The sequence below is a fragment of the Citrobacter sp. TBCS-15 genome, assembly GCF_005280815.1.
Taxonomy (GTDB): Bacteria; Pseudomonadota; Gammaproteobacteria; order Enterobacterales; family Enterobacteriaceae; genus Citrobacter; species Citrobacter werkmanii.
Genome location: NZ_SZWK01000101.1, coordinates 145949 through 170211, shown reverse-complemented (window position 1 = coordinate 170211; position 24263 = coordinate 145949). Strand labels below are relative to the sequence as shown.

Here is a 24263-nt window from a genome sequence, read left to right as displayed (position 1 = left end):
TTCACAACTTCACAGGGAACAGTTCAGGCCGTGAATTTGTATCAGACCGCGCACCTTGCAAAAAACATCAATAAAATCGCGGTGTTACAAAATCCATAAAAACCGGCATGACGATAACCGATTCTCCAGGAATATTGAATGGAACTACTGACTCAATTACTGAATGCTTTATGGGCTCAGGATTTTGAAACTCTGGCCAATCCTTCCATGATTGGCATGCTCTATTTTGTACTATTTACCATTTTGTTTCTGGAAAATGGACTGCTGCCAGCAGCGTTTTTACCCGGCGACAGTTTGCTGGTACTGGTCGGCGTACTTATTGCCAAAGGCGCAATGGGTTTTCCGCAAACAGTACTGCTACTCACCACCGCGGCCAGCCTCGGCTGTTGGCTCAGTTATATCCAGGGGCGATGGCTGGGGAATACCCGCACCGTACAAAATTGGTTGTCGCACCTTCCTGCGCATTATCATCAGCGCGCACATCATCTTTTTCATAAGCATGGCTTGTCTGCGCTGCTGGTTGGTCGCTTCATTGCGTTTGTCAGAACATTATTGCCGACCATCGCAGGGTTATCCGGCCTGAATAATGCGCGCTTTCAGTTCTTTAACTGGATGAGCGGATTGCTTTGGGTCCTGATCCTCACAACGCTTGGCTATCTGCTGGGTAAAACGCCGGTATTTCTTAAGTATGAAGATCAGCTCATGTCTTGCCTGATGCTGCTTCCTGTGGTGTTACTGGTGTTTGGTCTGGCAGGTTCACTGGTTGTGCTGTGGAAAAAGAAATACGGGAACCGAGGATAAATTATGCTGAAATCATGCATAACGTTCCGACGACTTGCCTGGACCACTACCTTTATGCTGTTTATCGGCGCGCTGCTCCTGACCTGGTCGGTTATTCGTCAGCAGGAGTCAACGCTTGCCATTCGCGCAGTAAACCAGGGAGCCAGCATGCCTGATGGCTTCTCTATCTGGCATCACCTGGATGCCAACGGCATCCGCTTTAAAAGCATTATCCCGCAAAATGACGCGCTGCTGATCACTTTTGATTCCAGCGCGCAGAGCGCAGCCGCCAAAGTGGTGCTGGACCGTACGTTGCCACATGGTTTCGTCATCGCTCAGCAGGATGATGATAATCAGGCGGTGCAGTGGTTATCCCGCTTACGTGATACCCCGCACCGTTTTGGTTAATCTCCAGGAATCTGAATTAGATCACTCACTTTGGTGATTTCACCGTTTAGCGCCTATGATTAATAAACTGGGATTATGGCCCAACGTTTTATTAATCTGGAGCATCGACCGCAAGCCACAACGTCGAATCACAATGGAAGGTTCAAGAATGAAATACCGCATCGCTTTGGCTATTAGCCTTTTCGCTCTCAGTGCCGGCAGTTACGCCACCACCCTCTGTCAGGAAAAAGAACAGGATATTCAGCGGGAGATTAGCTATGCCGAAAAGCACAACAATCAGAACCGCATCAATGGTCTGAACAAAGCGCTTAGCGAGGTTCGGGCTAACTGTACTGACAGCAAACTGCGCGCCGACCATCAGAAAAAAATCGCAGAGCAGAAAGATGAGATAGCCGAGCGTCAAGATGATTTAGCCGAGGCGAAGCAAAAAGGCGATGCGGATAAAATTGCCAAACGCGAACGTAAGCTTGCCGAAGCTCAGAATGAGCTGAAAGAACTCGAATCACGCGATTACTAAGTACGGTAACTACCCACTCAACTGGAGAAAACTATGTCGAAAGATAATGCTACGGACAACCTGCGCGCTGAGCTGAAATCTCTTGCGGATACGCTTGAAGAAGTACTTAGCTCCTCTGGCGATAAGTCGAAGGAAGAGATGAGTAAAATTCGCAGCAAAGCCGAACACGCCCTGCGGGAGAGCCGTCATCGCCTGAGTGAAACCAGCGATGTGATTGCCAAACAGACCCGTGAAGCCGCGGCCAAAGCCGATAACTATGTACGCGAAAACCCATGGACTGGCGTCGGGATTGGCGCTGCAGTCGGCGTGGTGCTTGGTGTACTGCTGTCGCGCCGTTAACAATGGCTGACTCTCAACACGCACAAGGTCCAGGCAAAAGCGTACTGGGTATTGGACAGCGGATCCTGACGATTCTCGTTGAGATCGTAGAAACGCGGTTGCGGCTGGCCGTCGTGGAACTGGAAGAGGAAAAATCAAATCTCATCCAGATCCTGCTGATGCTTGGGCTGACCATGCTGTTCGCGGCGTTTGGGCTGATGAGCCTGATGGTGCTTATCATCTGGGCCATTGATCCGCAATATCGCCTGAACGCAATGATTGCCACCACCGTTGTGCTGTTGGTTATGGCGCTTATTGGCGGGATATGGACTCTGCGTAAAGCTCGCAAAACAACGCTGCTACGCCATACGCGCCACGAACTCGCAAACGACAGGCAGGCCCTGGAGGATGATGCATAATGAGCAGTAAAGTCGAACGTCAACAACGTAAGGCGCAACTGCTTGGACAGATCCAGCAGCAACGGCTGGATCTGTCTGCTACTCGCCGCGACTGGCTGGAGGCCACCGAAGTCTACGATCGTGGCTGGAAAACGCTGTTGAACCTACGTGGCTGGGTGTTAGTGGGTAGCAGTATCATGGCAGTTCGTACCATTCGTAATCCTAATCTGCTGGTACGCTGGGCTAAGCGCGGTTTTAGCGTCTGGAGCATCTGGCGTCTGGTTAAAGCGACCATCAGACAGCAGCAACTGCGCGGCTAATCCCTCTCACTCCCCCTAACCTCAAAATTTTTGAAAAAATTTGACAGTTTTCCTTGCTAACAATTGTCATTAAGCACGTTTATGATTCTCTCCATCGACAGCAACGACGCGCTCTGCAGCGTCGTTGCACACAAAACAAAATAAGCCGCCTGAGTGGTTTCCTGGAGTGAATGATGAAGAAATTAGAAGATGTTGGTGTACTGGTAGCGCGCATTCTGATGCCAATCCTGTTTATTTCCTCAGGCTGGGGCAAAATCACCGGATATGCGGGTACCCAACAGTATATGGAAGCCATGGGCGTGCCTGGTTTTATGTTGCCGCTGGTCATCCTGCTTGAGTTTGGCGGCGGTCTGGCAATCCTGTTCGGCTTCCTGACCCGCACAACCGCGCTGTTCACCGCAGGCTTCACGCTGCTGACAGCGTTCATCTTCCACAGCAACTTTGCGGAAGGCGTGAACTCTCTGATGTTCATGAAAAACCTGACCATCGCAGGCGGTTTCCTGCTGCTGGCTATCACCGGTCCGGGCGCATTCAGCATCGACCGCGTTCTGAATAAAAAGTGGTAAGCGAGCTATACTGAACACACCAAAAAGCGAGGGGACATCTCCTCGCTTTTGCTATCTGAGGAGGCGATAAAATGGGACAACTGATTGACGGCGTATGGCATGACACCTGGTATGATACCAAATCAACCGGGGGAAAATTTCAACGTTCAGCATCGGCTTACCGCAACTGGCTCACCGCGGATGGCGCACCGGGTCCAACGGGCGAAGGGGGATTCGCTGCCGAAAAAGACCGCTATCATCTCTACGTTTCTCTGGCCTGTCCGTGGGCGCACCGTACGCTGATTTTGCGTAAGCTCAAAGGGCTGGAACCGTTTATTTCCGTCTCCGTTGTACATCCGCTGATGCTAGAAAACGGCTGGACCTTTGACGATACCTTCCCGGCTGCAACCGGCGATACGCTGTATCAACACGAGTTTCTTTACCAGCTCTATCTGCACGCCGATCCGCATTACAGCGGTAGGGTAACCGTCCCGGTGCTGTGGGATAAAAAAAATCACACCATTGTCAGCAACGAATCTGCGGAGATCATCCGCATGTTTAACACCGCTTTTGATGCTTTGGGCGCAAAAGCTGGGGATTACTATCCGCCAGCCCTGCAAAGTCAAATCGACGAGCTGAATGGCTGGATTTATGACAACGTCAATAACGGTGTGTACAAAGCCGGATTTGCCACCAGCCAGGAAGCGTACGACGACGCCGTGGAAAAAGTCTTCCAATCCCTGGCGCGACTGGAGCAAATCCTGGGGCAGCATCGCTACCTGACCGGCAATCAGTTAACAGAAGCAGATATTCGCCTGTGGACCACACTGGTACGTTTTGATCCAGTGTATGTGACCCATTTCAAGTGCGACAAACACCGGATTAGCGACTATCTGAACCTGTACGGTTTCCTGCGCGACATCTACCAGATACCGGGCATTGCGGAAACCGTCAATTTCGATCACATCCGTAATCACTACTTCCGTAGCCATAAAACCATTAACCCGACTGGTATTATTTCTGTTGGGCCGTGGCAGGACCTTAACGAACCCCACGGGCGTGACGAGCGTTTCGCCTGATTTACACGGGTCCACTTTGAGGTTAGGCCGATTATTTAACGCTTCTGTTTCAGAAAGTATCAACCAGTATTGGCGGAAGTAATGAACATGCAATATCAGAGAAAGGGTTCCGTTCACCTCATGTTAATCGTTTCTCTGAGACATCGATTCCTGTGAACGTGTAAAGGGCGTTCTCCGCCACGCCCTTTACAATCCCGGCTCCCGGCGGGAAAATTGCCACTTCGTGGTTCCCTCCGCTTATTCCTCCAGGCTACCGGGCCGGGCGCGAGGTAGCGTCCCTGCAAAGCGCGCCCTGAACCCGCATCCCTGCGGGTTCTCCCGGCCTTACGGAAACACGTCGGCAATTTTCAGCCGGACCAGCCTACACCTCACCATCTGAGTTTTGGTCTGAACAGCAAAACAGATTTAACTGGAAGTCAGAGCGTTGAAGCGATGGCCCCGGTCCGGCTGAAAATCGATGAGGCGTTGACGGCTGACCGGGGCTGTCCGCAGGGATGCGGACAGAGGGGACGGCCTGCATGGACGCAGGCTCGGCCCCGCCCCGACAGGCAGACGGCATAAGCCGAATGAATCGCATCGCGACGATTTTCCCGCCGGGAGCCTGGGATGCAAGGGAGGTGGCGATGAGCCTCCCTTGCACGTTCACAGGTATCTACGCTTCAGAGAAATCACGCAGCTAAGGTGAACGGAACCCTGAGCCGGAATCATATGTTCTCCATAATATTTAACTGACAAGCAATTCTCCAATGGGGTCAATAATTAACACCACAAATATTTACCATCATTTCATTCACGGCTATTCTTAATTTGATTACTTTAAAAACAAGTAATTGAATGCAGAACGAGGCAAAAATGGATTGGTATTTAAACGTATTAAAGAATTACTTTGGTTTTGGTGGTCGCGCGCGTCGTAAAGAATACTGGATGTTTGTGCTGGTCAACATCATCTTCACGTTCGTGCTGGGTATCCTGGACAGAATGCTTGGCTGGGAACGCGCCGGAGGGGAAGGCATACTAACAACGATTTATGGGGTTCTGGTGTTTATCCCCTGGTGGGCGGTACAGTTCAGGCGTTTGCATGACACCGATCGTTCAGCCTGGTGGCTGCTGGTGCTGCTGATCCCGATCGTTGGCTGGTTGATTATCATCATTTTCAACTGTCAAAACGGGACTCAGGGGAGTAACCGCTTCGGGCCCGATCCCAAACAGTTATCCTGACGTAGCATATGTAGATGCCTGATGGCGCTGCGCTTATCAGGCCTACAACATACTCCGTCTTCCAGGCCGGATAAGGTGCTTCGCACCGCATCCGGCGTAACAGTCCGGCTATTTACCCACAAACAGTTTGGGGATTTCCCGCAGACACCAGGATTTTGCCTCGCCCATACTGTCTCGCCGCCAGGCCATAATGATATCAATTTCACTTGTCGACTCAGGGCTTACTACCCGCAACCGACCAGCCGCAATATCCTCTTCCACCAGCGGGTAAGGCATCGTCGCCACACCCAGTCCGGCTAACAGCGCCTGACGTTTATCTTCTATCGAACTCACCGTCAGACGAGGTTGTTTATCCAACAGTTGCACAGTCAACACCGGACGTTCACGGGCGGTATCTGCAACCGCGATACCACGGTATTTCACGCGGGTGACTTCCGATAATGGTTCCGGCTCCTGATGGATAGGATGATCCGGTGCCGCCACATACACGTTCATCAACGAGTACAGCTTGCGCGAGTTGATTTCGGAAGATGAGCGAAAATGCATATCCGGCGCAATCACGATATCCGCTCGCCCTTGCTCCAGACGCTCCCACGCCCCGGCCAGAACTTCGGTGATAACGGAAAGCTGGGTATTGGCCTTCCCGGCAAGCCTGTCGATCAGCGGGAAAAACGCCGCCGTCGGCACCAACGCTTCGGTCACGATGGTCAGATGCGTTTCCCACCCACGCGCCAGCGCTTCGGCATCAGTAGTCAGCTTATCCGCAGCCTCCAGCAGGACGCGTCCACGCTCCAGCAGCATACGCCCGACGTTGGTGAATTTTGTGCGGTGACCTGAACGGTCAAACAAGACGACGTCCAGCTCTTCCTCCAGCTTCTGCATGGTATAGCTGAGGGCTGAAGGAACCCGCCCCAGTTCATCTGCCGCGGCGGCAAAGCTACCGCGTCTGTCTATTGCGTCCATGACGCGTAACGCTTCAAGCGTTAAAGCCCTTTCTTTGGCCATCTCGTTCTCATTCAGGAAATTTGAACATACCAGGCAGAATATCTGGCTAACAATGCAGCGTCTAGCCATTTAACATAAAAGGAAGTAAAGAGAGGTCAAGAACTATGATTACTACCCGTACAGCCAAACAATGCGGACAGGCAGACTACGGCTGGCTGCAGGCCCGTTATACCTTCTCCTTTGGACACTATTTTGATCCTAAACTGCTGGGTTATGCCTCGCTGCGTGTTCTGAACCAGGAAGTTCTGGCACCGGGGGCCTCTTTCCAGCCACGTACCTATCCGAAGGTAGATATCGTCAACCTGATCCTCGAAGGGGAAGCTGAGTACCGCGACAGCGAAGGCAACCATATCCAGGCTAAAGCGGGCGAAGTGCTATTGCTCGCGACACAGCCCGGGATCAGCTATAGCGAACACAATATCAGCAAAGATAAGCCGTTAACCAGAATGCAGCTCTGGCTGGATGCCTGCCCGCAGCGTGAAAATGCCTGCGTGCAGAAAGCCATGCTGAGTGCCGGTAAGCATCAACTGCTGGCCTCGCCGGACGGTGAGCAAGGCAGCCTGCATCTGCGCCAACAGGTTTGGGTGCATCATGTTGAGCTGCAACAAGGCGAATCGCTCAGTTTTCAGTTACATGGGCCGCGGGCTTACTTACAGTCGATTCACGGCAGATTCCATGCGGTGACGGCAGGTGCCGAAAAAGAAGCGCTCACCTGCGGCGATGGCGCATTTATTCGTGACGAAACTAACATAACGTTAGTCGCTGATACCCCGCTGCGCGCTTTGCTGATAGATTTGCCCGTATAGTCATGGAAAACAATGGAGTACGACTATTGAGCAAGAAAAAAACAAAAAAACGCCAGCCGCAGGTTGAGCCGCAAAAACAGGACACGGCGACTTTCGGTTATGAAGAAATGCTGACAGAACTGGAAGCGATTGTGGCCGATGCCGAGCTACGGCTCGAAGACGAAGAAGCCGCCTGAAAAGGCGGCTCAGGCTGATGCCGGGTAGCGGCTGCGCCTTACCCAGCCTACAGATTAATGCGCTTTACTGGCCATGATCTCAATGATCTGCTTGTCGGTTTCCTGCATTGACCGACACGCCAGCGCGCACAGGTTAGTGATAGATTGCTCCACATTATGCGCCACAATCCCTTCGTTACCCGTTACAGCAGTATCGTCCAGAGCCATCAGCACCGCTTTCCACGCCGCAGATGCGCTGGTTGAAACTTTCATCGCGCAGCTGTTTGAGGCGCCATCGCAAATCATTCCGCTCACGTCGCCAATCATGCTGCTGATCGCCATCGCTATGGTGTTGTAGCGCCCATCGACAATCCATGCCATACCCGCCGCAGCGCCCATCGCCGCCGTGGTTGCCGCACACAGTGCGGACAAACGTGGAAGCTGATGATGGATGTAGATTGCGCTCAGGTGAGACAGCATCAGCGCACGCGCCAGTTTTTCCTCATCCGCGCCAAAGTGCTCAGCAACCACCATCACCGGAACGGTGGCGGTAATCCCCTGATTACCGGAGCCGGAATTACTCATCGCCGGTAGCGTCGCCCCGCCCATTCGCGCATCCGATGCCGCACTGGTACGGATCAGAATGGCGGTAGATAGATCGTCTGCCAGCAGGCCACGCGCGCACTGCTTCTCAAGCGTGGTTCCGATGTGCAAACCCCAGTTACCGCGCAGCCCTTCCTGAGACAACGCCCCGTTCAGTTTTGCCGCATCGAGAATAAAGCGGATTGACGCAAACGGCACCGCATTCACAAACGCCAGAATCTCTTCCAGCGACGTGTGAGACAGCACCGCCAGCGGTGATTCCTGCTCCTCTTCCTGAGTGCTCTCTTCTGTCGCGAACACCACGCCTTTGTTGGTTTCAATGCGCACAACGTTGGTATGGCCGCCAACAATGGTCACGCACGCCCATCCTTCAGCGCTGTACACTTTCGCACGGGAAAAAAGAATATCTTCGCAAGGCTCTTGCAGCATCACCGTAACCTTCCCGGCGCTCAGCATCGCTTTGGCCTGCGCCACCGCCTCAGCCGAAGCGTCTTTCAGCACTTCCAGCCCGGCTTTGGCGTTACCACCGATCGCGCCCAGCGCGGCGGCAATCGGTAACCCCACCATGCCAGTCCCCGGAACGGTCACACCCAGGCCATTTTTCATCAGGTTTGGCGAGACCCACGCATCAATGCGTTCAACCGCGCCGTCCAGCTCAGACGATGCGACCGCCGCCGCCAGAGCCAGAGAGATAGGTTCCGTGCAGCCCAGCGCGGGCTTCACTTCTTCCTGCACTGCGCGAATAAAACTATCCCATAATGGATTCAATGTAGTCTCAAACATAACAACAACCTTTGCTCAGATAACTCAGGAAAATGCCAGGAACGGAGAAACGCACAGCAGCAAGCCCGTGATAATAATCAGATACAGGGAAGCGCCTTTGTATTTGTGCAGTGCAGGAACTTTGTAGACCAGCCACGCCGGGATCAGACAACCCACCATGCCGAAGATTGGACTACAAATAGACGTGAAGCTCAGTACCGGCGCATTGAGCACAATTGCGCTCCAGGCCAGCAGAATGGCGAAAACCATAATGCCGCGCTGCACCAGGGTTTCATTGATTTTCTCGGCTGGCATTTTACGGCGCAGCACGTTCATCACGATCCCCTGAGTAGCTTCACGGAAGCCTAAATAGACGCCGAAGAAGGCAGTCATTACGGCAAAGATGTTCAGGATAACGCTGACGATTTTCACCCAGCCAGCACCATCGCCGCTGATAAACTGCGCAGCAATCGCCAGAGCGGAAATGTTCTGCTCATAGGCTTTAACCGCTTCGTCATGGCCCATCGCCAGCGTGAAGGAAACGGCGTAGAAAAAGACCGTAACGAACAGAATACCAAACGCGATATTCATAGCGCGCAGCGCTTTATGACGCGCCACCTCAATGGATTTTTCGCGAGAACGATATGAGATAACCATTGGGCTAAGAGTCTGAATAAACAGAATCGAGGTCAGCGTAAACGGCAGCGTGATAATCGCGTTTTTGATCAGCAGCGCCATCGGCGGCAGCGAACCTACGTTATATAAATGCCACATCCCTACCATCGACACGCCAAGCGCCGCTACCACCAGCAGCTTGGTCAGTACCATACCGGTAGAGATTTTAAACAGCAGTTTTTCCCCGCGCGACGAGATGGCCACCAGGATGCAAATTAGCACCAGGCCATAGAACGGGCTGTCGGACAGTAAGCCTTCAGTCAGGCCAAACGTGTGCAGATAGGAGGCGCTGTCGTTAGTGATGGCGGTGGAATAGACGAACATCCAGATGACCAGCATCACAAAATACAATGCCCCCAACAGGATGCCCCAGTTTTTACCCAGGTAGCCGCTGATCACGCTCGGGTAGTCTTTGCATTCTGGGGATTCAGCCAGCGTATTGATAAACAGACGCTGGAACAGATACATGGCAGGGTAGCCGATGATAGAGGAGAGTAAGAATACCCACAGCCCCATCAGTCCTACCTGGACGGGAAGAAAAACAATCCCCGCGCCGATTGCCATACCGATACTCATAATGACCCAGCCGGTGTCCGTACTGTCGAATTTAATGGCTTCGCGCCATTCACTTTCGGTCATTCCCGCCCGACGTGCCGGAGCAGATGCGTCGAGTATTACGCTGCTATTCGTTGCCGTTTCCATAATTTCCCGCTCAATGTGTAGGTAGAGGTTTTTTTATTTTTTTCGTACTGCTTAATGCGATACGCAGTACATAAGGTGCAGGTGAGCTATTGGAGTAATGAAGAAATCATACGCGCAGGATCAGAGAAAAACTTTACAAATAAACCCCTGTAATTTCTAAAAGTTAAGAAATATTTTCTCTTTTAATAACATTAAATGCATTAAATTTCTGTTTTTGAAGCAGATCACAACAAAAAAGGTGCGCTAAAGTACTAATGTTTGTCAGTTAAGCATTATCGAGAACATGTGATTCTAGTTCAGGATTCCGTTCACCTCAGCGGTGTCATTTCTCTGAAACGCCGTTACCCGTGAACGTGCAAGGGAGGCTCATCGCCGCCTCCCTTGCAACCCAGGCTCCCGGCGGGAAAATCGTCGCTGCGCAATTCATTCGTCTTATGCCGTCTGCCTGTCGGGTCGGGGCCGAGCCTGCATCCCTGCAGGCCATCCCCTCTGCCCGCATCCCTGCGGGCAGACCCGGTCAGCCGTCAACACCTCATCGATTTTCAGCCGGACCGGGGTCATCGCTTCAATGCTCTGACTTCCAGTGAAACCTGTTTTGCTGTTTAAACAAAAAAACGCAGATGGTCAGGTGTGGGCTGGTCCGGCTGAAAATTGCCGACGTGTTTCCGTAAGGCAGGGAGAGCCAGCATGGATGCTGGCTCAGGGCGCGCTTTGCATGGATGCTACCTCGCGCCCGGCCCGGTCGCCTGAAGGAATAAGCGGAGGGTATTGCGCAGCAACAATTTTCCTGCCGGGAGCCGGGATTGTAAAGGGTGCGGCGATAGCACCCTTTACACGTTCACAGGAACCGGTACATAAGAGAAGCAATAAACATAAGGTGAACGGAACAATGCCTCAGATTCATCATCCTGGTCAGTGGATGTTAATTGATTCATTGCCGGATGGCGGCGCTTACGCCTTATCCGGCCTACAAACGCCCCCTTTCATCTCAGGTACAAACCACTTTAATCGCCAGGCCACCGCGCGAAGTTTCACGGTACTTGTCATTCATATCTTTGCCCGTTTCGTACATGGTCTCGATCACTTTATCGAGCGAAACGCGTGGCTCAGACGTCCGGCGTAGCGCCATACGCGCGGCGTTCACGGCTTTTACCGCGTTGATCGCATTGCGTTCGATACACGGTATTTGCACCTGCCCGGCCACCGGATCGCAGGTCAGCCCCAGGTTATGCTCCATAGCGATTTCCGCCGCAATGCATACCTGCGCAGGGCTACCGCCAAGCAACTCCGTCAGCCCGGCTGCCGCCATGGAACAGGCTACGCCAATCTCTCCCTGACAGCCCACTTCGGCACCAGAAATAGAAGCATTCATCTTATACAGCGCGCCTATAGCTCCTGCTGCCAGCAAATATCGGGCAATCGAGTTCGCATTCACCGGACGGCGGAATTTGTCGTAATAGGCCAGCACGGCGGGAATTATCCCGCATGCGCCGTTGGTTGGCGCGGTAACAACCCGACACCCGGCGGCGTTTTCTTCGCTCACGGCCAGCGCGAACATGTTGATCCAGTCGATCACGTTCATCGGGTCACTGGACAAGTTATCACTGGAAACCAACAGTCGCCGCAGCGCCACGGCGCGACGCGGGACGTTCAGCGGGCCCGGCAGGACGCCTTCGGTGTTCATGCCGCGCTCAATCCCGGCGTGCATGACGTCCCAGATGGCGGCAAAACCAGCATCGATTTCCTCTTTGCTGCGCATCGCCAGTTCGTTTTGCATCATCAGGCCGGAAACAGACAGCCCGTTGCGCTCGCACAGCTTCAGCAATTCGCTGGCGGAATGAAAATTGTAGGGTACGGGTGTTTCAACGTCATGCACCTGACCAAATTGCTCCTCTTCGACGATAAAACCGCCGCCGATGGAGTAATAGGTTTTACTTAACAGTGTCTCGTTACCATGCCACGCGGTAATACGCATACCATTTTCATGGCGCGGCAGCGTTTCGCTATGAAAGAGAATATTTTCGTCTGGGGAGAAATCGACAATATGCGTACCCTGAGCAACCGGCAAACGTCCGGTACGGGCCACTTCCTGAGTAAAACCAGGGATTGAATCTATATTAACGTTTTGCGGACTGTTACCGGCCAGTCCCATCATGATGGCGACGTCTGTCGCATGACCTTTGCCGGTCAGAGAGAGCGATCCATAAAGATCGACCACGATATGCGTGGTCCTGAAGAGTTCCCCGCTGCTGACCAACAGATCGATAAAGCTTTTACCTGCGTTCATTGGCCCCACGGTATGGGAGCTGGAAGGTCCAATGCCAATCTTGAAAATATCGAATGCGCTAATCATATCCACACCCTCGGATTGCCGTTCAGTGAAGACCAGGTTTCACACTCATTAAGGATCGGGGCGATCCTGCGATCGCCCCGCAAGGGATTACAGCGTATCGCCACGCACGGCGATGGCTTCAATCTCCAGCTTCACATCCTTTGGTAAGCGGGCGACCTGTACGCAGCTGCGCGTAGGGTAGATTGCCTTGTGCTCATCAAAAAACTGCTGGTACACCTGGTTAATGGTGGCGAAGTCGTTCAGGTCAGAAACGAAAACGGTGGTCTTGACGATATCGCTCACCTTCAACCCGGCGGACTCGACAATCGCTTTCACGTTTTCCAGGCTTTGACGCGCCTGATCGGCAACGTTTTCTGCCACTTCACCGGTCTGTGGACACACCGGAATCTGACCTGAGGTCAACACCATACTGCCCAGATCCACACCCTGTACGTAAGGTCCAATCGCCCCTGGCGCACATTCGGTTGCAATAACTTTTCTCATAACCCCTCCGGCGTTACAGCGCCTGGGTGAAAGTACGTGAAATAACGTCCTGCTGCTGTTCGCGGGTCAGCGCGTTGAAGCGCACCGCATAACCAGACACGCGGATCGTCAGGTTCGGATAGTTTTCCGGGTGCTCAATGGCATCCATCAACATTTCACGGTTCATAACGTTAACGTTCAGATGCTGCCCACCTTCCACATGCGCTTCATGGTGGAAGTAACCATCCAGCAGCCCGACCAGGTTGGTTTTACGCACGCTATCTTCTTTGCCCAGCGCAGCCGGCACAATGGAGAAGGTGTACGAAATACCGTCTTTGGCATAGGTAAACGGCAGTTTGGCGACCGAGGTTAACGACGCCACCGCACCTTTGCGATCGCGGCCGTGCATCGGGTTTGCCCCTGGCGCAAACGGCGTACCTGCGCGACGTCCATCCGGCGTGTTACCTGTTTTCTGGCCGTACACCACGTTGGAGGTGATGGTCAGAATGGACTGCGTCGGCACCGCGTTACGGTAGGTTGGCAACACCTTAATTTTTTTCATAAAGCGTTCGACCAGGTCGCAGGCAATGCTGTCTACGCGCTCGTCGTTGTTACCGTATTGCGGATAGTCGCCTTCGATTTCAAAATCGATCGCCAGACCGTTTTCATCACGAATCGGTTTCACGCGGGCGTATTTAATAGCCGACAGTGAATCCGCCGCTACGGACAGCCCCGCCATACCACAGGCCATCGTGCGATAAACATCACGATCGTGCAGCGCCATCAGCGAAGCTTCGTAGCTGTACTTGTCGTGCATGTAGTGGATGATGTTCAGCGCGCTGATGTACTGCACGGCCAGCCAGTCCATAAAGTGGTCCAGGCTCTCCATCACCGTGTCGTAATCCAGCACTTCATCCATCAGCGGCGCAGTTTTCGGTCCGACCTGGATTTTCAGTTTCTCATCCACACCGCCGTTGATTGCGTACAGCAACGTTTTGGCGAGGTTGGCGCGCGCACCGAAGAACTGCATTTGCTTGCCGATAACCATCGGGCTGACACAGCAGGCAATGGCATAGTCATCGCTGTTAAAGTCAGTACGCATCAGATCATCGTTTTCGTACTGTAAAGACGAGGTGATGATGGACACCTGAGCGGCATATTTTTTGAAGGCAATCGGTAGCTGCTCGGACCACAGCACCGTCAGGTTCGGTTCAGGCGCCGGCCCCATGGTGTGCAGCGTATGCAGGTAGCGGAACGAGTTTTTGGTCACCAGCGTACGACCATCCAGCCCCATACCACCGATGACTTCGGTCGCCCAGATAGGGTCGCCAGAGAACAGGGTGTCGAATTCCGGCGTACGCAGGAAGCGCACCATACGGATCTTCATAATGAAGTGGTCGATCAGCTCCTGCGCCTGCTGCTCGTTTAAAATTCCCGCTTTGAAGTCGCGCTCAATGTAGATGTCGAGGAACGAAGCGGTACGGCCCAGCGACATAGCGCCGCCGTTCTGCGATTTCACCGCAGCCAGGTAAGCAAAGTAGACCCACTGCACCGCTTCCTGCGCATTACGCGCCGGACGAGAGATATCGCAGCCGTATTTCGCTGCCATTTCCTGCATTTGCAGCAGAGCGCGACGGTGTTCAGACAGTTCTTCACGCAGACGAATCGTGGCTTCAAGATTCTGCCCCCACTCCAGATTCGACTGAAGATCGGCAAACTGCAGTTCACGCTCACGCACCAGGTAGCGGATACCGTACAGCGCGACGCGGCGGTAGTCACCGATGATGCGGCCACGGCCATAGCCGTCCGGCAGACCGGTCAGTACGCCGGATTTACGGCAGCGCAGCATATCCGGGGAATAAGCATCGAATACGCCCTGGTTGTGGGTCTTACGCAGGTCAGTAAACAGGTATTCAAAATTAGCATCCATCTCACGACCATAAGCATCAAAAGAGCTTTTGATCATGTTGATGCCGCCAAACGGATGCAGGGCGCGCTTGAGCGGCGCATCCGTTTGCAGACCGACGATTTTTTCCAGTTCTTGTTCAATATAACCGGCGTCATGCGCGGTTATAGTGGTGGCAATATTGGTATCGAAATCAACCGGCGCATGGGTCGAGTTTTCAATACGGATGCCCGCCATAACTTTTTCCCACAACGCCGTAGTTGCTGGCGTTGCTTCGGCGAGGAAAGATTCATCCCCTTCATAAGGCGTGTAGTTGTGCTGAATAAAATCACGGACATTAATTTCTTCTTTCCAGTCCGTACCTTTAAAGCCATTCCAGGCTTCGGCATACAGCATATCGCTGGTATCGATATTTACCTTCATGAAAAATAATCTCTCTGCTGAAAATTAATTATGCAAATGCTACTGGGATATTAATTTTGCCTAACGCAATGGCATCACGAGCAATCATTTTCTCTTCATTTGTGGGAATCACCGCACAAATAACACGAGCATCCTTATTAGAGATAATTCTTTCGCCATGGGAATTTGGCAGACTATTCATCTCGCTATCGATATTTACACCTAAAACGGCCAAATGCTCGATAACCAAACGGCGAATTAATACTGAGTTCTCACCGATTCCGCCGGTGAAAATAATGCCATCAAGACGATGCAGCGATGCGGCATGTCCGGCGATGTGACGCGCAATACGATGCACAAACGTTTTAATCGCCAATTGCGCGCGCTCATGTCCTTCGTGCCAGGCTTTTTCTAACGTACGTAAGTCAGAGGACAGACCGGAAATACCCAGCAAACCGGACTCTTTATTCACTACGCGCTCAAGGTCGCTCAGCGTCTGGTTGGTTTCAGCGGCAATCCACGCCATCGCGCCGAAATCCACGTCGCCGCTGCGTGTGCCCATCATCAGCCCTTCCAGCGGCGTCATGCCCATCGAGGTATCAACGCTCTGCCCGTTACGTACCGCACAGATAGACGCGCCGTTGCCCAGGTGCGCCACAACCAGACCTGAATCATCATTCTGCAGATCCAGAAGTTCATGCGCTCGTTGCGAAACATAGCGATGCGACGTGCCGTGGAAACCGTAACGACGAACGCCTAACTCCTCAAAATATTTCCACGGTAAACCGTACAGATAGGCTTCTGGGGCCATCGTCTGATGGAAGCTGGTATCAAATACCGCGACCTGCTGCACGCCTGGGAAAAGGTGCTGAGCAGATTCAATCCCGCTCAGGTTCGCATAATTATGTAGCGGTGCTAATGGCGATACCCGGCGAATATTGTCGATAACTTCCTCAGTAATAATTGCTGATTCGGTAAAGATATTTCCGCCGTGGGCAATGCGGTGGCCAATTAAGGCCACACTGTCCATTAAATTACGTTTTTCCAGTTCAACGGCAATCGCTTTTAATGCGTCTTCGTAGCTGTGGTGAGCCAGCTTAGCTGGCTCTCCTCCATTAATTGCTATGAACGCATTTTCAGAGTTAATACCGTCTGCAATTCCCGCCATTAAAACTTCACAGTTTGCTGCATCGAGCACTGAGAATTTAATGGAAGATGAACCACAGTTAATAACCAGTACTACCGGAAACTCATTCATTTCACTACTCCGCTCATCCTGAGCTTAAGGATTAAAACAGTTTGTAGACAATGTTCAGGATGGTCAGCAGACCAATCACGGTAACAAACACGTTATCCAGACGGCCACGGTATTTCGCCAGTGATGGCGCTTTACGGATGGCATACATCGGCAGCAGGCAGAGCAGAGAGGCAATAATCGGCGCGCCCATTGCTTCAATCAGGTCCAGGATGTTCGGGTTGGCGTATGCCACAACCCAGGTGGAACCCATGATGAAGATCATGCTGATGGTGTTGAGCTTACCCATGGAAACTTTGGTTTTATCGCCTTTGTAACCAAACTTCAGCACCAGACCGTTCAGACCTTCCAGCGTCCCCAGATAGTGGCCGAAGAAAGATTTGAAGATAGCAACCAGGGCGATGATTGAAGCACCGTATTCCAGAATGGTGGCGAAGGTAGACTTCGTACCGGACAGTGAAGCGAAGTGGTTCGCCAGGTAAGACAGCACTGGAATGTTTTGCGCTTTCGCATCCGCCATGTTTGCCGGAGAGAGCGTGAACAGGCAGCTAAAGGCGAAGAACATTACCACCGCAACCATCAGCATACTGGCGCGGGAGATGATTTTAGAACATTTCTGCTCGGTGAATTCGCGACCGTAATCTTTCTCATACTCTTCGCGTTTAGAGACTACGAAAGAAGAAACGATTGGAGAGAAGTTGAAAGAGAACACCATGATGGAAATACCCAGCCATACGGTAACCAGGATGCCGTCATGGCCAGTCAGGGCGATATTGCTGATATCCACCTGATCGATAACCGCAGAGTTCCAGTAAGGAATCAGTGACAGAGAGATAAGCACCAGGCTGGCAATGAACGGCCATACCAGGTAGCTCATCACTTTAACCATCAGATCTTTACCAAACCAGATGACGAATGCCATCAGCAGCAACAGGAACAGCGCCACGAAGCCACGGTTCAGCGCGGGCATCTGCAGCTGGTTTTCCCAGAAGGTCATAAAGGTGTTGGTAATGGTGACGCCATAAATCCACAGCAGCGGACAAATCGCAAAGAAGTAGAGGAACGTGATTACCACGCCGCCCGTTTTACCAAAGTGCTCTTCAACCGTTTCTGTGATGTTACCGGAAGGGTTAGAACCGGAAAGACACAGGCGTGCCAGCGCACGGTGGCAATAGAAAGCGATGGGGTATGCTAACACCAGCATGATCAGAATGGGGATCAGTCCGCCAAAACCTGCGCGGATAGGGAAGAACAGCACCCCTGCGCCGATGGCTGTACCAAATAAACCCAGTGTCCAGGTGGTGTCCGATTTGCGCCAGGACGACTGTTTTGTCTGGCTGGATACAATGCTATCAGTAGTACTCATATCCTATCCTCAACGAAGTATATTAAGCGTCAACTAAACCAGTAATTTGAGATACACGAGAAAGATCGATATTACCGCCAGAAATAATGCTGACTGTTTTTCTGTTCTGGATATAGCTATCTAATTTCCCGCTTAATAATGCTGCGCATGCCAGCGCACCGGCACCTTCAGTTACAACTTTATTTCGCTGAATTAATGCCACCATGCTATTGCGAATTTCATCTTCGCTGACCAGGACAATGTCATCCACCAACTCACGAACGATTTCATACGTTAAAGTACCCGGGCGAGAGACGTCACAACCATCCGCCAGGGTGCCGGTCGTTCGGTGCGTGGTTATTTCTCCAGCGCGGAAAGAAGCCGCCATGCCGTGAACGTTTTCAGACTGTACGCCAATAATCTTAATGGTCGGGTTAATAGATTTAATTGCCACCGCAATACCTGCAATCAGTCCGCCGCCGCCAATTGGCACAATCACGTTATCGACATCGTACAGATCTTCGAGAATTTCCAGACCAATAGTGCCCTGACCGGCAATGACTTTCGGGTCATCATATGGCGGAATAAAGATACGGCCTTCCGTTTCCACAATCTCGCTAACCTTCGCGATGGTGTCGTTGAAGTTGTCGCCGTGCAGCACAACTTCTGCGGAATAATCGCAGGTTGCCGCCACTTTAGACTTCGGCGCGCCTTTCGGCATCACCACTTTGCCGTCAATTCCGAGCATGGCGCAGGAGAGAGAAACCCCTTGCGCATGGTTCCCTGCAGAGCAAGCCACCACGCCTTTACATCTTTCAGCTTCGGTTAATGAACTGAGCTTGTTAAAAGCGCCACGGATTTTAAATGAACCGGTACGCTGCATGTTTTCAAACTTGAGGAAAATTTCCCCTTTGCAACGTTCACTAAAATAGTTAGAGCGAGGCATTCCCGTTTTATATATTTTCCCCGCCAGTCTTTTTTTCGCTTCGAGGATATCTTCAATTGCAACTGGGAGATCGTATGTAATGTGCATTAGAACCTCTTACCTGGGTATTAAAGTAAATAGATAGCCGTAACCATTGTCAGATATAGACAGATGGCGTTGAGTCCGTGTTAAAACAAATTCAATCTTTAATCAACTTCAACTAATTGCCTTCGTCTTCGACAATTATATGATGAATATTCCTTGGCTAATTCCACCAAAATAGATGCTGCTTTTTTAATTCGATAATTTTTCGACCACACGGCGGCATAACGCGCGACGGGTAACGTCTCTTGTACCGGGATAGTAATAAACTGGTTTGAGCCAAACGGTGTGGTCATATCACAGGGAATTACAGTTAAGAAATCAGCATTGAGAACAAGATTATAAATGGTGACGACGGAGTCAGTATTAACGATGTTTTCACTGCTGATGCCATTATTTTGTAACGTAGTTAGAAGTTCGCGGTAGTATCCCATATTCGTTTGTGGCAACACCCACTGTTCGTTTTTCAACGCGCTCAGCGAGGTGATGCCGGTGCATGTTCGGGACTTGCTGGCGACCAGGATGAAGTCTGACTCAAAGAGCGGCTCAACATGGAGATCCTGTAGTTTCATCTCATCACTCAGCGTACCGATAGCGAAGTCCAGGCGCCCATCACGAAGCGCGGGTAAGAACGAGGAGAGTTGCGCTTCATACATGGAAACCTGCGCCTTCGGAAACACCTCTTTAAATTTTTTAATCATGCCGGACATGATGGTGAAGGCGATCAGTGAAGGAAAGCCAAACGACACATCAACCACCGCGTTACTCGTCATGCTGTTCATCTCATCAACCATGTTTTTCATTTCACGAGTAATGGATTCAGACCATGAGAGCATCACCTGGCCTGCCTGAGTCAAGGTAACACCGGTATTTTTACGCACCACTAACTCAATACCAAAATAAGCCTCAACATCATTAATGATTTTGCTGACCGCTGGTTGAGTTAAACCTAATTCTTTTGCAGCCGAACCGATAGAACCACTTCTAATGACTTCCTGAAAGACCACTAAGTGCTGTGTTTTAGGGAGAGAAATAGTATTCATATCGTCCTGCTCTAATAACTTTGTTGACGGCAGGAAGTGTACCAAATTAAGCAAACGAGGATATGTGCGACCACTCACAAATCCCCTTCACTTACATTTTGTAAGATTATCATTAAATTGATAATTGCTTATTAATCATAGACATAGGAAATATCAATCTCACTTAACCCTGACTTTAATCAAAAAAAGATGGGGGGATAACGATTTTTTATGGCTATAACGACATCATTTTCTCTGTTATTTCTTCGAACCATGAAAGGCTATATTTCAATCAATTACAGAGTAATTACCGGTAAAAAATGCGTTTAAATTTAATAAGTAATTTATCAAATATAATTATATTTTATCGTTTATGGTGTTTAAATAACGCCATGCATCACATTTTTTTTCCTTGTTTGTTTGTAAAAAAACATTGCATTTATCAATATTTAAACCAATGAAAACAAACCATCATCATATGCAACATTATATTAACACTGATTTTGCGCGCTTTGTCAGCAACTAATTTTGTGATGGCGATCGATTGCGCGTGATTATTCTCGATAAAAACGTATCGCATAGCGTTTTGTGTTGCTCATCACAAAACCAGAAATATCCCGAGAGACATTTCCTCTTATAAAAGAAATCAGGAACATTAATAAGAACGAAATAAAGGTTAGATGAGTGGGAAATAAACGTCAGATTTGTGGTGAATCAATCGCAATGCCATCAGGAAAACATTTGCCGGATGGCGGCGTAACCACCTTATCCAGCCTACAAAACCCGTTCCATACACCCAGTAGGCCTGATAAGCGCAGCGCCATCAGGCATGACAACCTACTCAGAAAGCAAAAACCCCGCCGAAGCGGGGTTTTATAAAGAGTGAAGCTGACCGATAAGCCGGGTTCTGTCGTGGACAGTCATTCATCTAGGCCAGCAATCGCTCACTGGCTCAAGCAGCCTACCCGGGTTCAGTACGGGCCGTACCTTGTGAACCCCTATTTGGCCTTGCTCCGGGTGGAGTTTACCGTGCCACGGACTGTTACCAGCCGCGCGGTGCGCTCTTACCGCACCCTTTCACCCTTACCTGATCCCACTTACGTGGGCCATCGGCGGTTTGCTCTCTGTTGCACTGGTCGTGGGTTTCCCCCCCAGGCGTTACCTGGCACCCTGCCCTATGGAGCCCGGACTTTCCTCCCCTCCGCCCGTCTCCCCCGAAGAGGACGACGACGAAGCGGCGACTGTCTGGTCAGCTTCGGCGCGCAGTATAGAGGGTTTGCGGGGCAATGTCACCCCGCACTGCGCATTCCTATCGCCAGCGTGGCGGCAATGTTCCTTGAAGCACGATAAATATTATCAAATGCCCCACGGAACGCCTCTTCCAGTGTGCTGATACTGGTCAATACGCTAAACACCGCATCGATACCATATTGATGCACCACCGCCACATCATGCGTCAGGCTGCCGCCAATACCAATCACTGGCTTGTGGTACTTCTTCGCGACATTCGCCACACCTACCGGCACTTTGCCGTGAATACTCTGGCTGTCGATCCGCCCCTCGCCAGTCACTACCAGCGTGCAATCGTGAATATGTTCTTCCAGATTAAGCGCCTGAGTCACAATCTCTATCCCACTGCGCAGATCCGCGCCTAAAAAAGCCATTAACGCTGCGCCCATCCCACCAGCCGCACCGGCGCCGGGAACGTCCTTCACGTCGACCCGCAGCGATTTTTTAATGATCTCAGCATAGTGAGACAGATTACGGTCCAGTTCGAGAATGCGTTCTTCCGTTGCCCCTTTCTGCGGGCCAAAGATACGTGAAGCGCCAGTGTCGCCGGTGAGTGGATTGGTCACATCACAGGCTACGCGAATTGAACAGGTTTTTAAGCGAGGATCCAGGCCCGAGATATCGATGGCGTTCAGACTCATCAGGCTACCACCGCCGTAGCCAATTTCAGTTCCGTTGGCGTCACAGAGTTTCGCTCCCAGCGCCTGCGCCATACCCGCGCCGCCGTCGTTGGTCGCGCTACCGCCAATGCCGATAATGATGCTCTGTGCGCCGCTGTTCAGCGCCTGCAAAATCAACTCTCCGGTACCACGCGACGTAGTGACTAACGGATTGCGCTTTTCAGGAGGAACCAGCGCCAGACCACTGGCTGCCGCCATTTCGATAAACGCGGTTTTACCGTCCCCGGACATGCCCCAGCAGGCATTCACTTTTTCGCCCAGCGGCCCCGTCACCCACGCGGAATGTTCACGCCCTTGCGTGGCAGCAATCATGGCTTCGACCGTTCCTTCGCCGCCATCGGCAACCGGAACAGACACATATTGCGCATCGGGGAAAATTTCCCGAAATCCTTTTTCTATTGCCTGAGCTACCTCGGTGGCAGAAAGGCTTTCTTTATAAGAGTCTGGGGCAATTACGATTTTCATAGTTATGTAGCCTGACAGTGCCGCGCAAGGCAAGAAATACAGGGCGCGCATCCGCGCCCTTCTTGTTAGCGAGTGACTTCCACTTTCGCCAGTTTTTCGTAGTAGCATGCGAGTGCGCTGTGATCGGCGGAGCCCAACCCATCTGCGCGAAGCGCCTGCATCATCTCCATGACTGCAGCCGTCAGCGGTAACTGAGCGCCAACACCATGCGAGGTATCCAGCGCATTGGCCAGATCTTTAATATGCAGGTCAATGCGGAAACCTGGTTTAAAGTTGCGGTCCATCACCATCGGCGCTTTCGCATCCAGTACGGTGCTGCCCGCCAGCCCGCCACGGATCGCCTGATACACCAGATCCGGGTTCACACCAGCTTTGGTTGCCAGCGTCAGCGCTTCAGACATCGCGGCAATGTTCAGCGCCACAATCACCTGATTCGCCAACTTGGTGACGTTACCCGCGCCAATTTCACCTGTATGCACCACGGAACCCGCCATCGCTTTCAGCAGATCATAGTACTTGTCGAAAATCGCTTTATCACCGCCGACCATCACCGACAACGTGCCATCAATCGCTTTTGGCTCGCCGCCGCTGACCGGCGCATCCAGCATATCCACACCTTTCGCTTTCAGCGCCTCGCTGATTTCACGGCTGGCTAGCGGTGCGATGGAACTCATATCGATCAGTACCGTCCCCGGTTTCGCCCCTTCAATGATGCCGCCTTCGCCCAGCGCCACCTCTTTCACGTGCGGAGAGTTCGGCAGCATGGTGATGATCACATCACACTGCTCGGCAATGTCTTTCGCCGTGACGGCGGTTTCTGCGCCTGCGGCAATCACTTCCGCAATAGATTCTGGGTTACGGTCGGCAACCACCAGCGAGTAACCTGCCTTGAGGAGGTTTTTACTCATTGGTTTACCCATGATACCGAGGCCAATAAAACCAACTTTCATTGTCATGTCTTTATCTCTCTACTGTCGATGGTGGTTATTTCTTAAAAGAATCAGCCAGTTTCTGCGTGGCTGAACGGAACACGCCAAGGTCGCTGCCGACGGCAACAAACGTCGCGCCCCACTCCAGATAACGCCGCGCATCCGCCTCTACCGGGGCCAGAATGCCGCTTGGTTTGCCGTGGGCTTTCGCGCGGGCGAAAATGTGCTGGATAGCTTTCTGCACATCGGGATGGGACGCGTTGCCGAGGTGGCCTAACGCCGCAGCCAGATCGCTGGGGCCGACGAAGATACCGTCAACGCCTTCAGTCGCCGCGATTGCATCAACGTTATCAACGCCCTGCTGGCTTTCGATCTGCACGATGATGGTGATGTTCTTATTCGACTGCGCAAAATAGTCCGGCACGGTGCCAAACATATTGGCGCGGTGGGATACGGACACGCCGCGAATCCCTTCTGGTGGATAGCGGGTTGACGCCACCGCGTTCACCGCCTCTTCTTCGGTCTCAACAAACGGGATCAGGAAGTTGTAAAACCCGATATCCAGCAGACGCTTAATGATCACCGGCTCGTTGGTCGGCACACGTACCACCGGCGCGCTGGCGCTACCTTTAAGCGCCATCAATTGCGGGATAAACGTCGAGATATCGTTCGGCGCATGTTCGCCGTCCAGCACCAGCCAGTCGAAACCCGCCAGACCTAAAACTTCAGTGCTGATTGGACTGGCTAATGCAGACCAGCAGCCAATCTGAATCTGCTGCGCCGCGAGGGCCGCTTTAAATTTATTCGGGAAAATAGTGTTATTCATCGCCTATACC

General features: G+C 51.8%; 24 protein-coding genes and 1 other RNA gene. 11 read left to right on the top strand and 14 right to left on the bottom strand.

Annotation, left to right across the window (positions count from 1 at the left end):
* Positions 1–138: 138 nt before the first annotated feature.
* From yqjA to FDW96_RS03935, 9 genes are all read left to right on the top strand, one after another.
* On the top strand, positions 139–801 hold the full coding sequence (yqjA, locus tag FDW96_RS03980; protein ID WP_003024820.1) for a DedA family general envelope maintenance protein YqjA: 663 nt from the start codon (positions 139–141) through the stop codon (positions 799–801).
* A 3-nt stretch (positions 802–804) separates the two neighbouring features.
* Positions 805–1188 carry an EnvZ/OmpR regulon moderator MzrA gene (gene mzrA, locus FDW96_RS03975; protein WP_137365239.1) on the top strand — a complete coding sequence of 128 codons (384 nt, stop codon included), beginning with the start codon at positions 805–807 and terminating at the stop codon, positions 1186–1188.
* A gap of 148 nt (positions 1189–1336) precedes the next feature.
* Complete coding sequence (locus FDW96_RS03970) at positions 1337–1705, top strand: DUF1090 domain-containing protein (RefSeq protein WP_038634079.1); 369 nt, start codon at positions 1337–1339, stop codon at positions 1703–1705.
* Between the two features lie 33 nt (positions 1706–1738).
* Entirely contained in the window at positions 1739–2044 is a 306-nt protein-coding gene (locus tag FDW96_RS03965) for a YqjD family protein (protein ID WP_006687949.1), read from the top strand.
* A 2-nt stretch (positions 2045–2046) separates the two neighbouring features.
* Positions 2047–2442 carry a phage holin family protein gene (locus FDW96_RS03960; protein ID WP_038634082.1) on the top strand — a complete coding sequence of 132 codons (396 nt, stop codon included), beginning with the start codon at positions 2047–2049 and terminating at the stop codon, positions 2440–2442.
* Complete coding sequence (locus FDW96_RS03955; RefSeq protein WP_038634085.1) at positions 2442–2741, top strand: YqjK-like family protein; 300 nt, start codon at positions 2442–2444, stop codon at positions 2739–2741. The genes FDW96_RS03960 and FDW96_RS03955 overlap by 1 nt, the downstream gene beginning before the upstream one ends.
* Positions 2742–2914: 173 nt before the next feature.
* Positions 2915–3307 (top strand): DoxX family protein, encoded by a 393-nt coding sequence (locus FDW96_RS03950; protein ID WP_137365394.1) that lies wholly within the window; start codon positions 2915–2917, stop codon positions 3305–3307.
* 71 nt (positions 3308–3378) lie between these two features.
* On the top strand, positions 3379–4365 hold the full coding sequence (yqjG, locus tag FDW96_RS03945) for a glutathionyl-hydroquinone reductase YqjG (RefSeq protein ID WP_061382491.1): 987 nt from the start codon (positions 3379–3381) through the stop codon (positions 4363–4365).
* A gap of 852 nt (positions 4366–5217) precedes the next feature.
* The gene (locus FDW96_RS03935; RefSeq protein WP_038642883.1) at positions 5218–5583 is read left to right on the top strand and encodes a DUF805 domain-containing protein; all 366 of its coding nucleotides are present in this window, start codon (positions 5218–5220) and stop codon (positions 5581–5583) included.
* 108 nt (positions 5584–5691) lie between these two features.
* On the opposite strand, the gene yhaJ is transcribed toward FDW96_RS03935, so the two are convergent.
* Complete coding sequence (gene yhaJ / locus FDW96_RS03930) at positions 5692–6588, bottom strand: DNA-binding transcriptional regulator YhaJ (RefSeq protein WP_042311140.1); 897 nt, start codon at positions 6586–6588, stop codon at positions 5692–5694.
* A gap of 104 nt (positions 6589–6692) precedes the next feature.
* Between yhaJ and FDW96_RS03925 the strand changes: the two genes are divergently transcribed.
* Positions 6693–7394 carry a pirin family protein gene (locus FDW96_RS03925; protein WP_042311142.1) on the top strand — a complete coding sequence of 234 codons (702 nt, stop codon included), beginning with the start codon at positions 6693–6695 and terminating at the stop codon, positions 7392–7394.
* 26 nt (positions 7395–7420) lie between these two features.
* Positions 7421–7570, top strand: a complete 150-nt coding sequence (locus FDW96_RS25000; RefSeq protein ID WP_165406919.1) for a hypothetical protein — start codon at positions 7421–7423, stop codon at positions 7568–7570.
* A 54-nt stretch (positions 7571–7624) separates the two neighbouring features.
* Here FDW96_RS25000 and FDW96_RS03920 read toward each other — a convergent pair whose 3' ends face one another.
* From FDW96_RS03920 to garL, 13 genes are all read right to left on the bottom strand, one after another.
* Entirely contained in the window at positions 7625–8935 is a 1311-nt protein-coding gene (locus FDW96_RS03920; protein ID WP_061382494.1) for a serine dehydratase subunit alpha family protein, read from the bottom strand.
* 24 nt (positions 8936–8959) lie between these two features.
* Positions 8960–10291 carry an amino acid permease gene (locus FDW96_RS03915; protein ID WP_137365238.1) on the bottom strand — a complete coding sequence of 444 codons (1332 nt, stop codon included), beginning with the start codon at positions 10289–10291 and terminating at the stop codon, positions 8960–8962.
* A gap of 988 nt (positions 10292–11279) precedes the next feature.
* Entirely contained in the window at positions 11280–12644 is a 1365-nt protein-coding gene (gene tdcG, locus FDW96_RS03905) for an L-serine ammonia-lyase (RefSeq protein WP_042311189.1), read from the bottom strand.
* Positions 12645–12731: 87 nt separating this feature from the next.
* The gene (locus FDW96_RS03900; RefSeq protein ID WP_003828585.1) at positions 12732–13127 is read right to left on the bottom strand and encodes an enamine/imine deaminase; all 396 of its coding nucleotides are present in this window, start codon (positions 13125–13127) and stop codon (positions 12732–12734) included.
* A 13-nt stretch (positions 13128–13140) separates the two neighbouring features.
* On the bottom strand, positions 13141–15435 hold the full coding sequence (gene tdcE, locus FDW96_RS03895; protein ID WP_137365237.1) for a 2-ketobutyrate formate-lyase/pyruvate formate-lyase: 2295 nt from the start codon (positions 15433–15435) through the stop codon (positions 13141–13143).
* A 28-nt stretch (positions 15436–15463) separates the two neighbouring features.
* On the bottom strand, positions 15464–16672 hold the full coding sequence (tdcD, locus tag FDW96_RS03890) for a propionate kinase (RefSeq protein ID WP_079225955.1): 1209 nt from the start codon (positions 16670–16672) through the stop codon (positions 15464–15466).
* A 31-nt stretch (positions 16673–16703) separates the two neighbouring features.
* Positions 16704–18035, bottom strand: a complete 1332-nt coding sequence (tdcC, locus tag FDW96_RS03885) for a threonine/serine transporter TdcC (protein WP_006687934.1) — start codon at positions 18033–18035, stop codon at positions 16704–16706.
* Between the two features lie 22 nt (positions 18036–18057).
* Positions 18058–19047: a bifunctional threonine ammonia-lyase/L-serine ammonia-lyase TdcB gene (tdcB, locus tag FDW96_RS03880; RefSeq protein WP_042311192.1), complete on the bottom strand. Its 990-nt coding sequence runs from the start codon at positions 19045–19047 to the stop codon at positions 18058–18060.
* A gap of 98 nt (positions 19048–19145) precedes the next feature.
* Positions 19146–20084, bottom strand: coding sequence for a transcriptional regulator TdcA (gene tdcA, locus FDW96_RS03875; RefSeq protein ID WP_038634113.1), 939 nt, complete (start codon positions 20082–20084; stop codon positions 19146–19148).
* Positions 20085–20943: 859 nt separating this feature from the next.
* Positions 20944–21320: RNase P RNA component class A (gene rnpB, locus FDW96_RS03870), an RNA gene on the bottom strand.
* A 32-nt stretch (positions 21321–21352) separates the two neighbouring features.
* Entirely contained in the window at positions 21353–22498 is a 1146-nt protein-coding gene (garK, locus tag FDW96_RS03865; protein ID WP_061388437.1) for a glycerate 2-kinase, read from the bottom strand.
* Between the two features lie 65 nt (positions 22499–22563).
* Positions 22564–23454, bottom strand: coding sequence for a 2-hydroxy-3-oxopropionate reductase (gene garR / locus FDW96_RS03860; RefSeq protein ID WP_137365236.1), 891 nt, complete (start codon positions 23452–23454; stop codon positions 22564–22566).
* Between the two features lie 28 nt (positions 23455–23482).
* Entirely contained in the window at positions 23483–24253 is a 771-nt protein-coding gene (garL, locus tag FDW96_RS03855) for a 2-dehydro-3-deoxyglucarate aldolase (RefSeq protein ID WP_038634122.1), read from the bottom strand.
* Positions 24254–24263: the final 10 nt, after the last annotated feature.

Coding starts and splice junctions, on each gene's coding strand:
- tdcD (WP_079225955.1), bottom strand. CDS start 16,672: ATGAATGAGTTTCCGGTAGTACTGGTTATTAACTGTGGTTCATCTTCC.
- garK (WP_061388437.1), bottom strand. CDS start 22,498: ATGAAAATCGTAATTGCCCCAGACTCTTATAAAGAAAGCCTTTCTGCC.
- tdcE (WP_137365237.1), bottom strand. CDS start 15,435: ATGAAGGTAAATATCGATACCAGCGATATGCTGTATGCCGAAGCCTGG.
- yhaJ (WP_042311140.1), bottom strand. CDS start 6,588: ATGGCCAAAGAAAGGGCTTTAACGCTTGAAGCGTTACGCGTCATGGAC.
- FDW96_RS03935 (WP_038642883.1), top strand. CDS start 5,218: ATGGATTGGTATTTAAACGTATTAAAGAATTACTTTGGTTTTGGTGGT.
- garL (WP_038634122.1), bottom strand. CDS start 24,253: ATGAATAACACTATTTTCCCGAATAAATTTAAAGCGGCCCTCGCGGCG.
- FDW96_RS03900 (WP_003828585.1), bottom strand. CDS start 13,127: ATGAGAAAAGTTATTGCAACCGAATGTGCGCCAGGGGCGATTGGACCT.
- garR (WP_137365236.1), bottom strand. CDS start 23,454: ATGACAATGAAAGTTGGTTTTATTGGCCTCGGTATCATGGGTAAACCA.
- tdcC (WP_006687934.1), bottom strand. CDS start 18,035: ATGAGTACTACTGATAGCATTGTATCCAGCCAGACAAAACAGTCGTCC.
- yqjG (WP_061382491.1), top strand. CDS start 3,379: ATGGGACAACTGATTGACGGCGTATGGCATGACACCTGGTATGATACC.
- mzrA (WP_137365239.1), top strand. CDS start 805: ATGCTGAAATCATGCATAACGTTCCGACGACTTGCCTGGACCACTACC.
- tdcG (WP_042311189.1), bottom strand. CDS start 12,644: ATGATTAGCGCATTCGATATTTTCAAGATTGGCATTGGACCTTCCAGC.
- FDW96_RS03915 (WP_137365238.1), bottom strand. CDS start 10,291: ATGGAAACGGCAACGAATAGCAGCGTAATACTCGACGCATCTGCTCCG.
- tdcB (WP_042311192.1), bottom strand. CDS start 19,047: ATGCACATTACATACGATCTCCCAGTTGCAATTGAAGATATCCTCGAA.
- tdcA (WP_038634113.1), bottom strand. CDS start 20,084: ATGAATACTATTTCTCTCCCTAAAACACAGCACTTAGTGGTCTTTCAG.
- FDW96_RS03950 (WP_137365394.1), top strand. CDS start 2,915: ATGAAGAAATTAGAAGATGTTGGTGTACTGGTAGCGCGCATTCTGATG.
- FDW96_RS03920 (WP_061382494.1), bottom strand. CDS start 8,935: ATGTTTGAGACTACATTGAATCCATTATGGGATAGTTTTATTCGCGCA.
- FDW96_RS03925 (WP_042311142.1), top strand. CDS start 6,693: ATGATTACTACCCGTACAGCCAAACAATGCGGACAGGCAGACTACGGC.
- FDW96_RS03960 (WP_038634082.1), top strand. CDS start 2,047: ATGGCTGACTCTCAACACGCACAAGGTCCAGGCAAAAGCGTACTGGGT.
- FDW96_RS03965 (WP_006687949.1), top strand. CDS start 1,739: ATGTCGAAAGATAATGCTACGGACAACCTGCGCGCTGAGCTGAAATCT.
- FDW96_RS03955 (WP_038634085.1), top strand. CDS start 2,442: ATGAGCAGTAAAGTCGAACGTCAACAACGTAAGGCGCAACTGCTTGGA.
- yqjA (WP_003024820.1), top strand. CDS start 139: ATGGAACTACTGACTCAATTACTGAATGCTTTATGGGCTCAGGATTTT.
- FDW96_RS03970 (WP_038634079.1), top strand. CDS start 1,337: ATGAAATACCGCATCGCTTTGGCTATTAGCCTTTTCGCTCTCAGTGCC.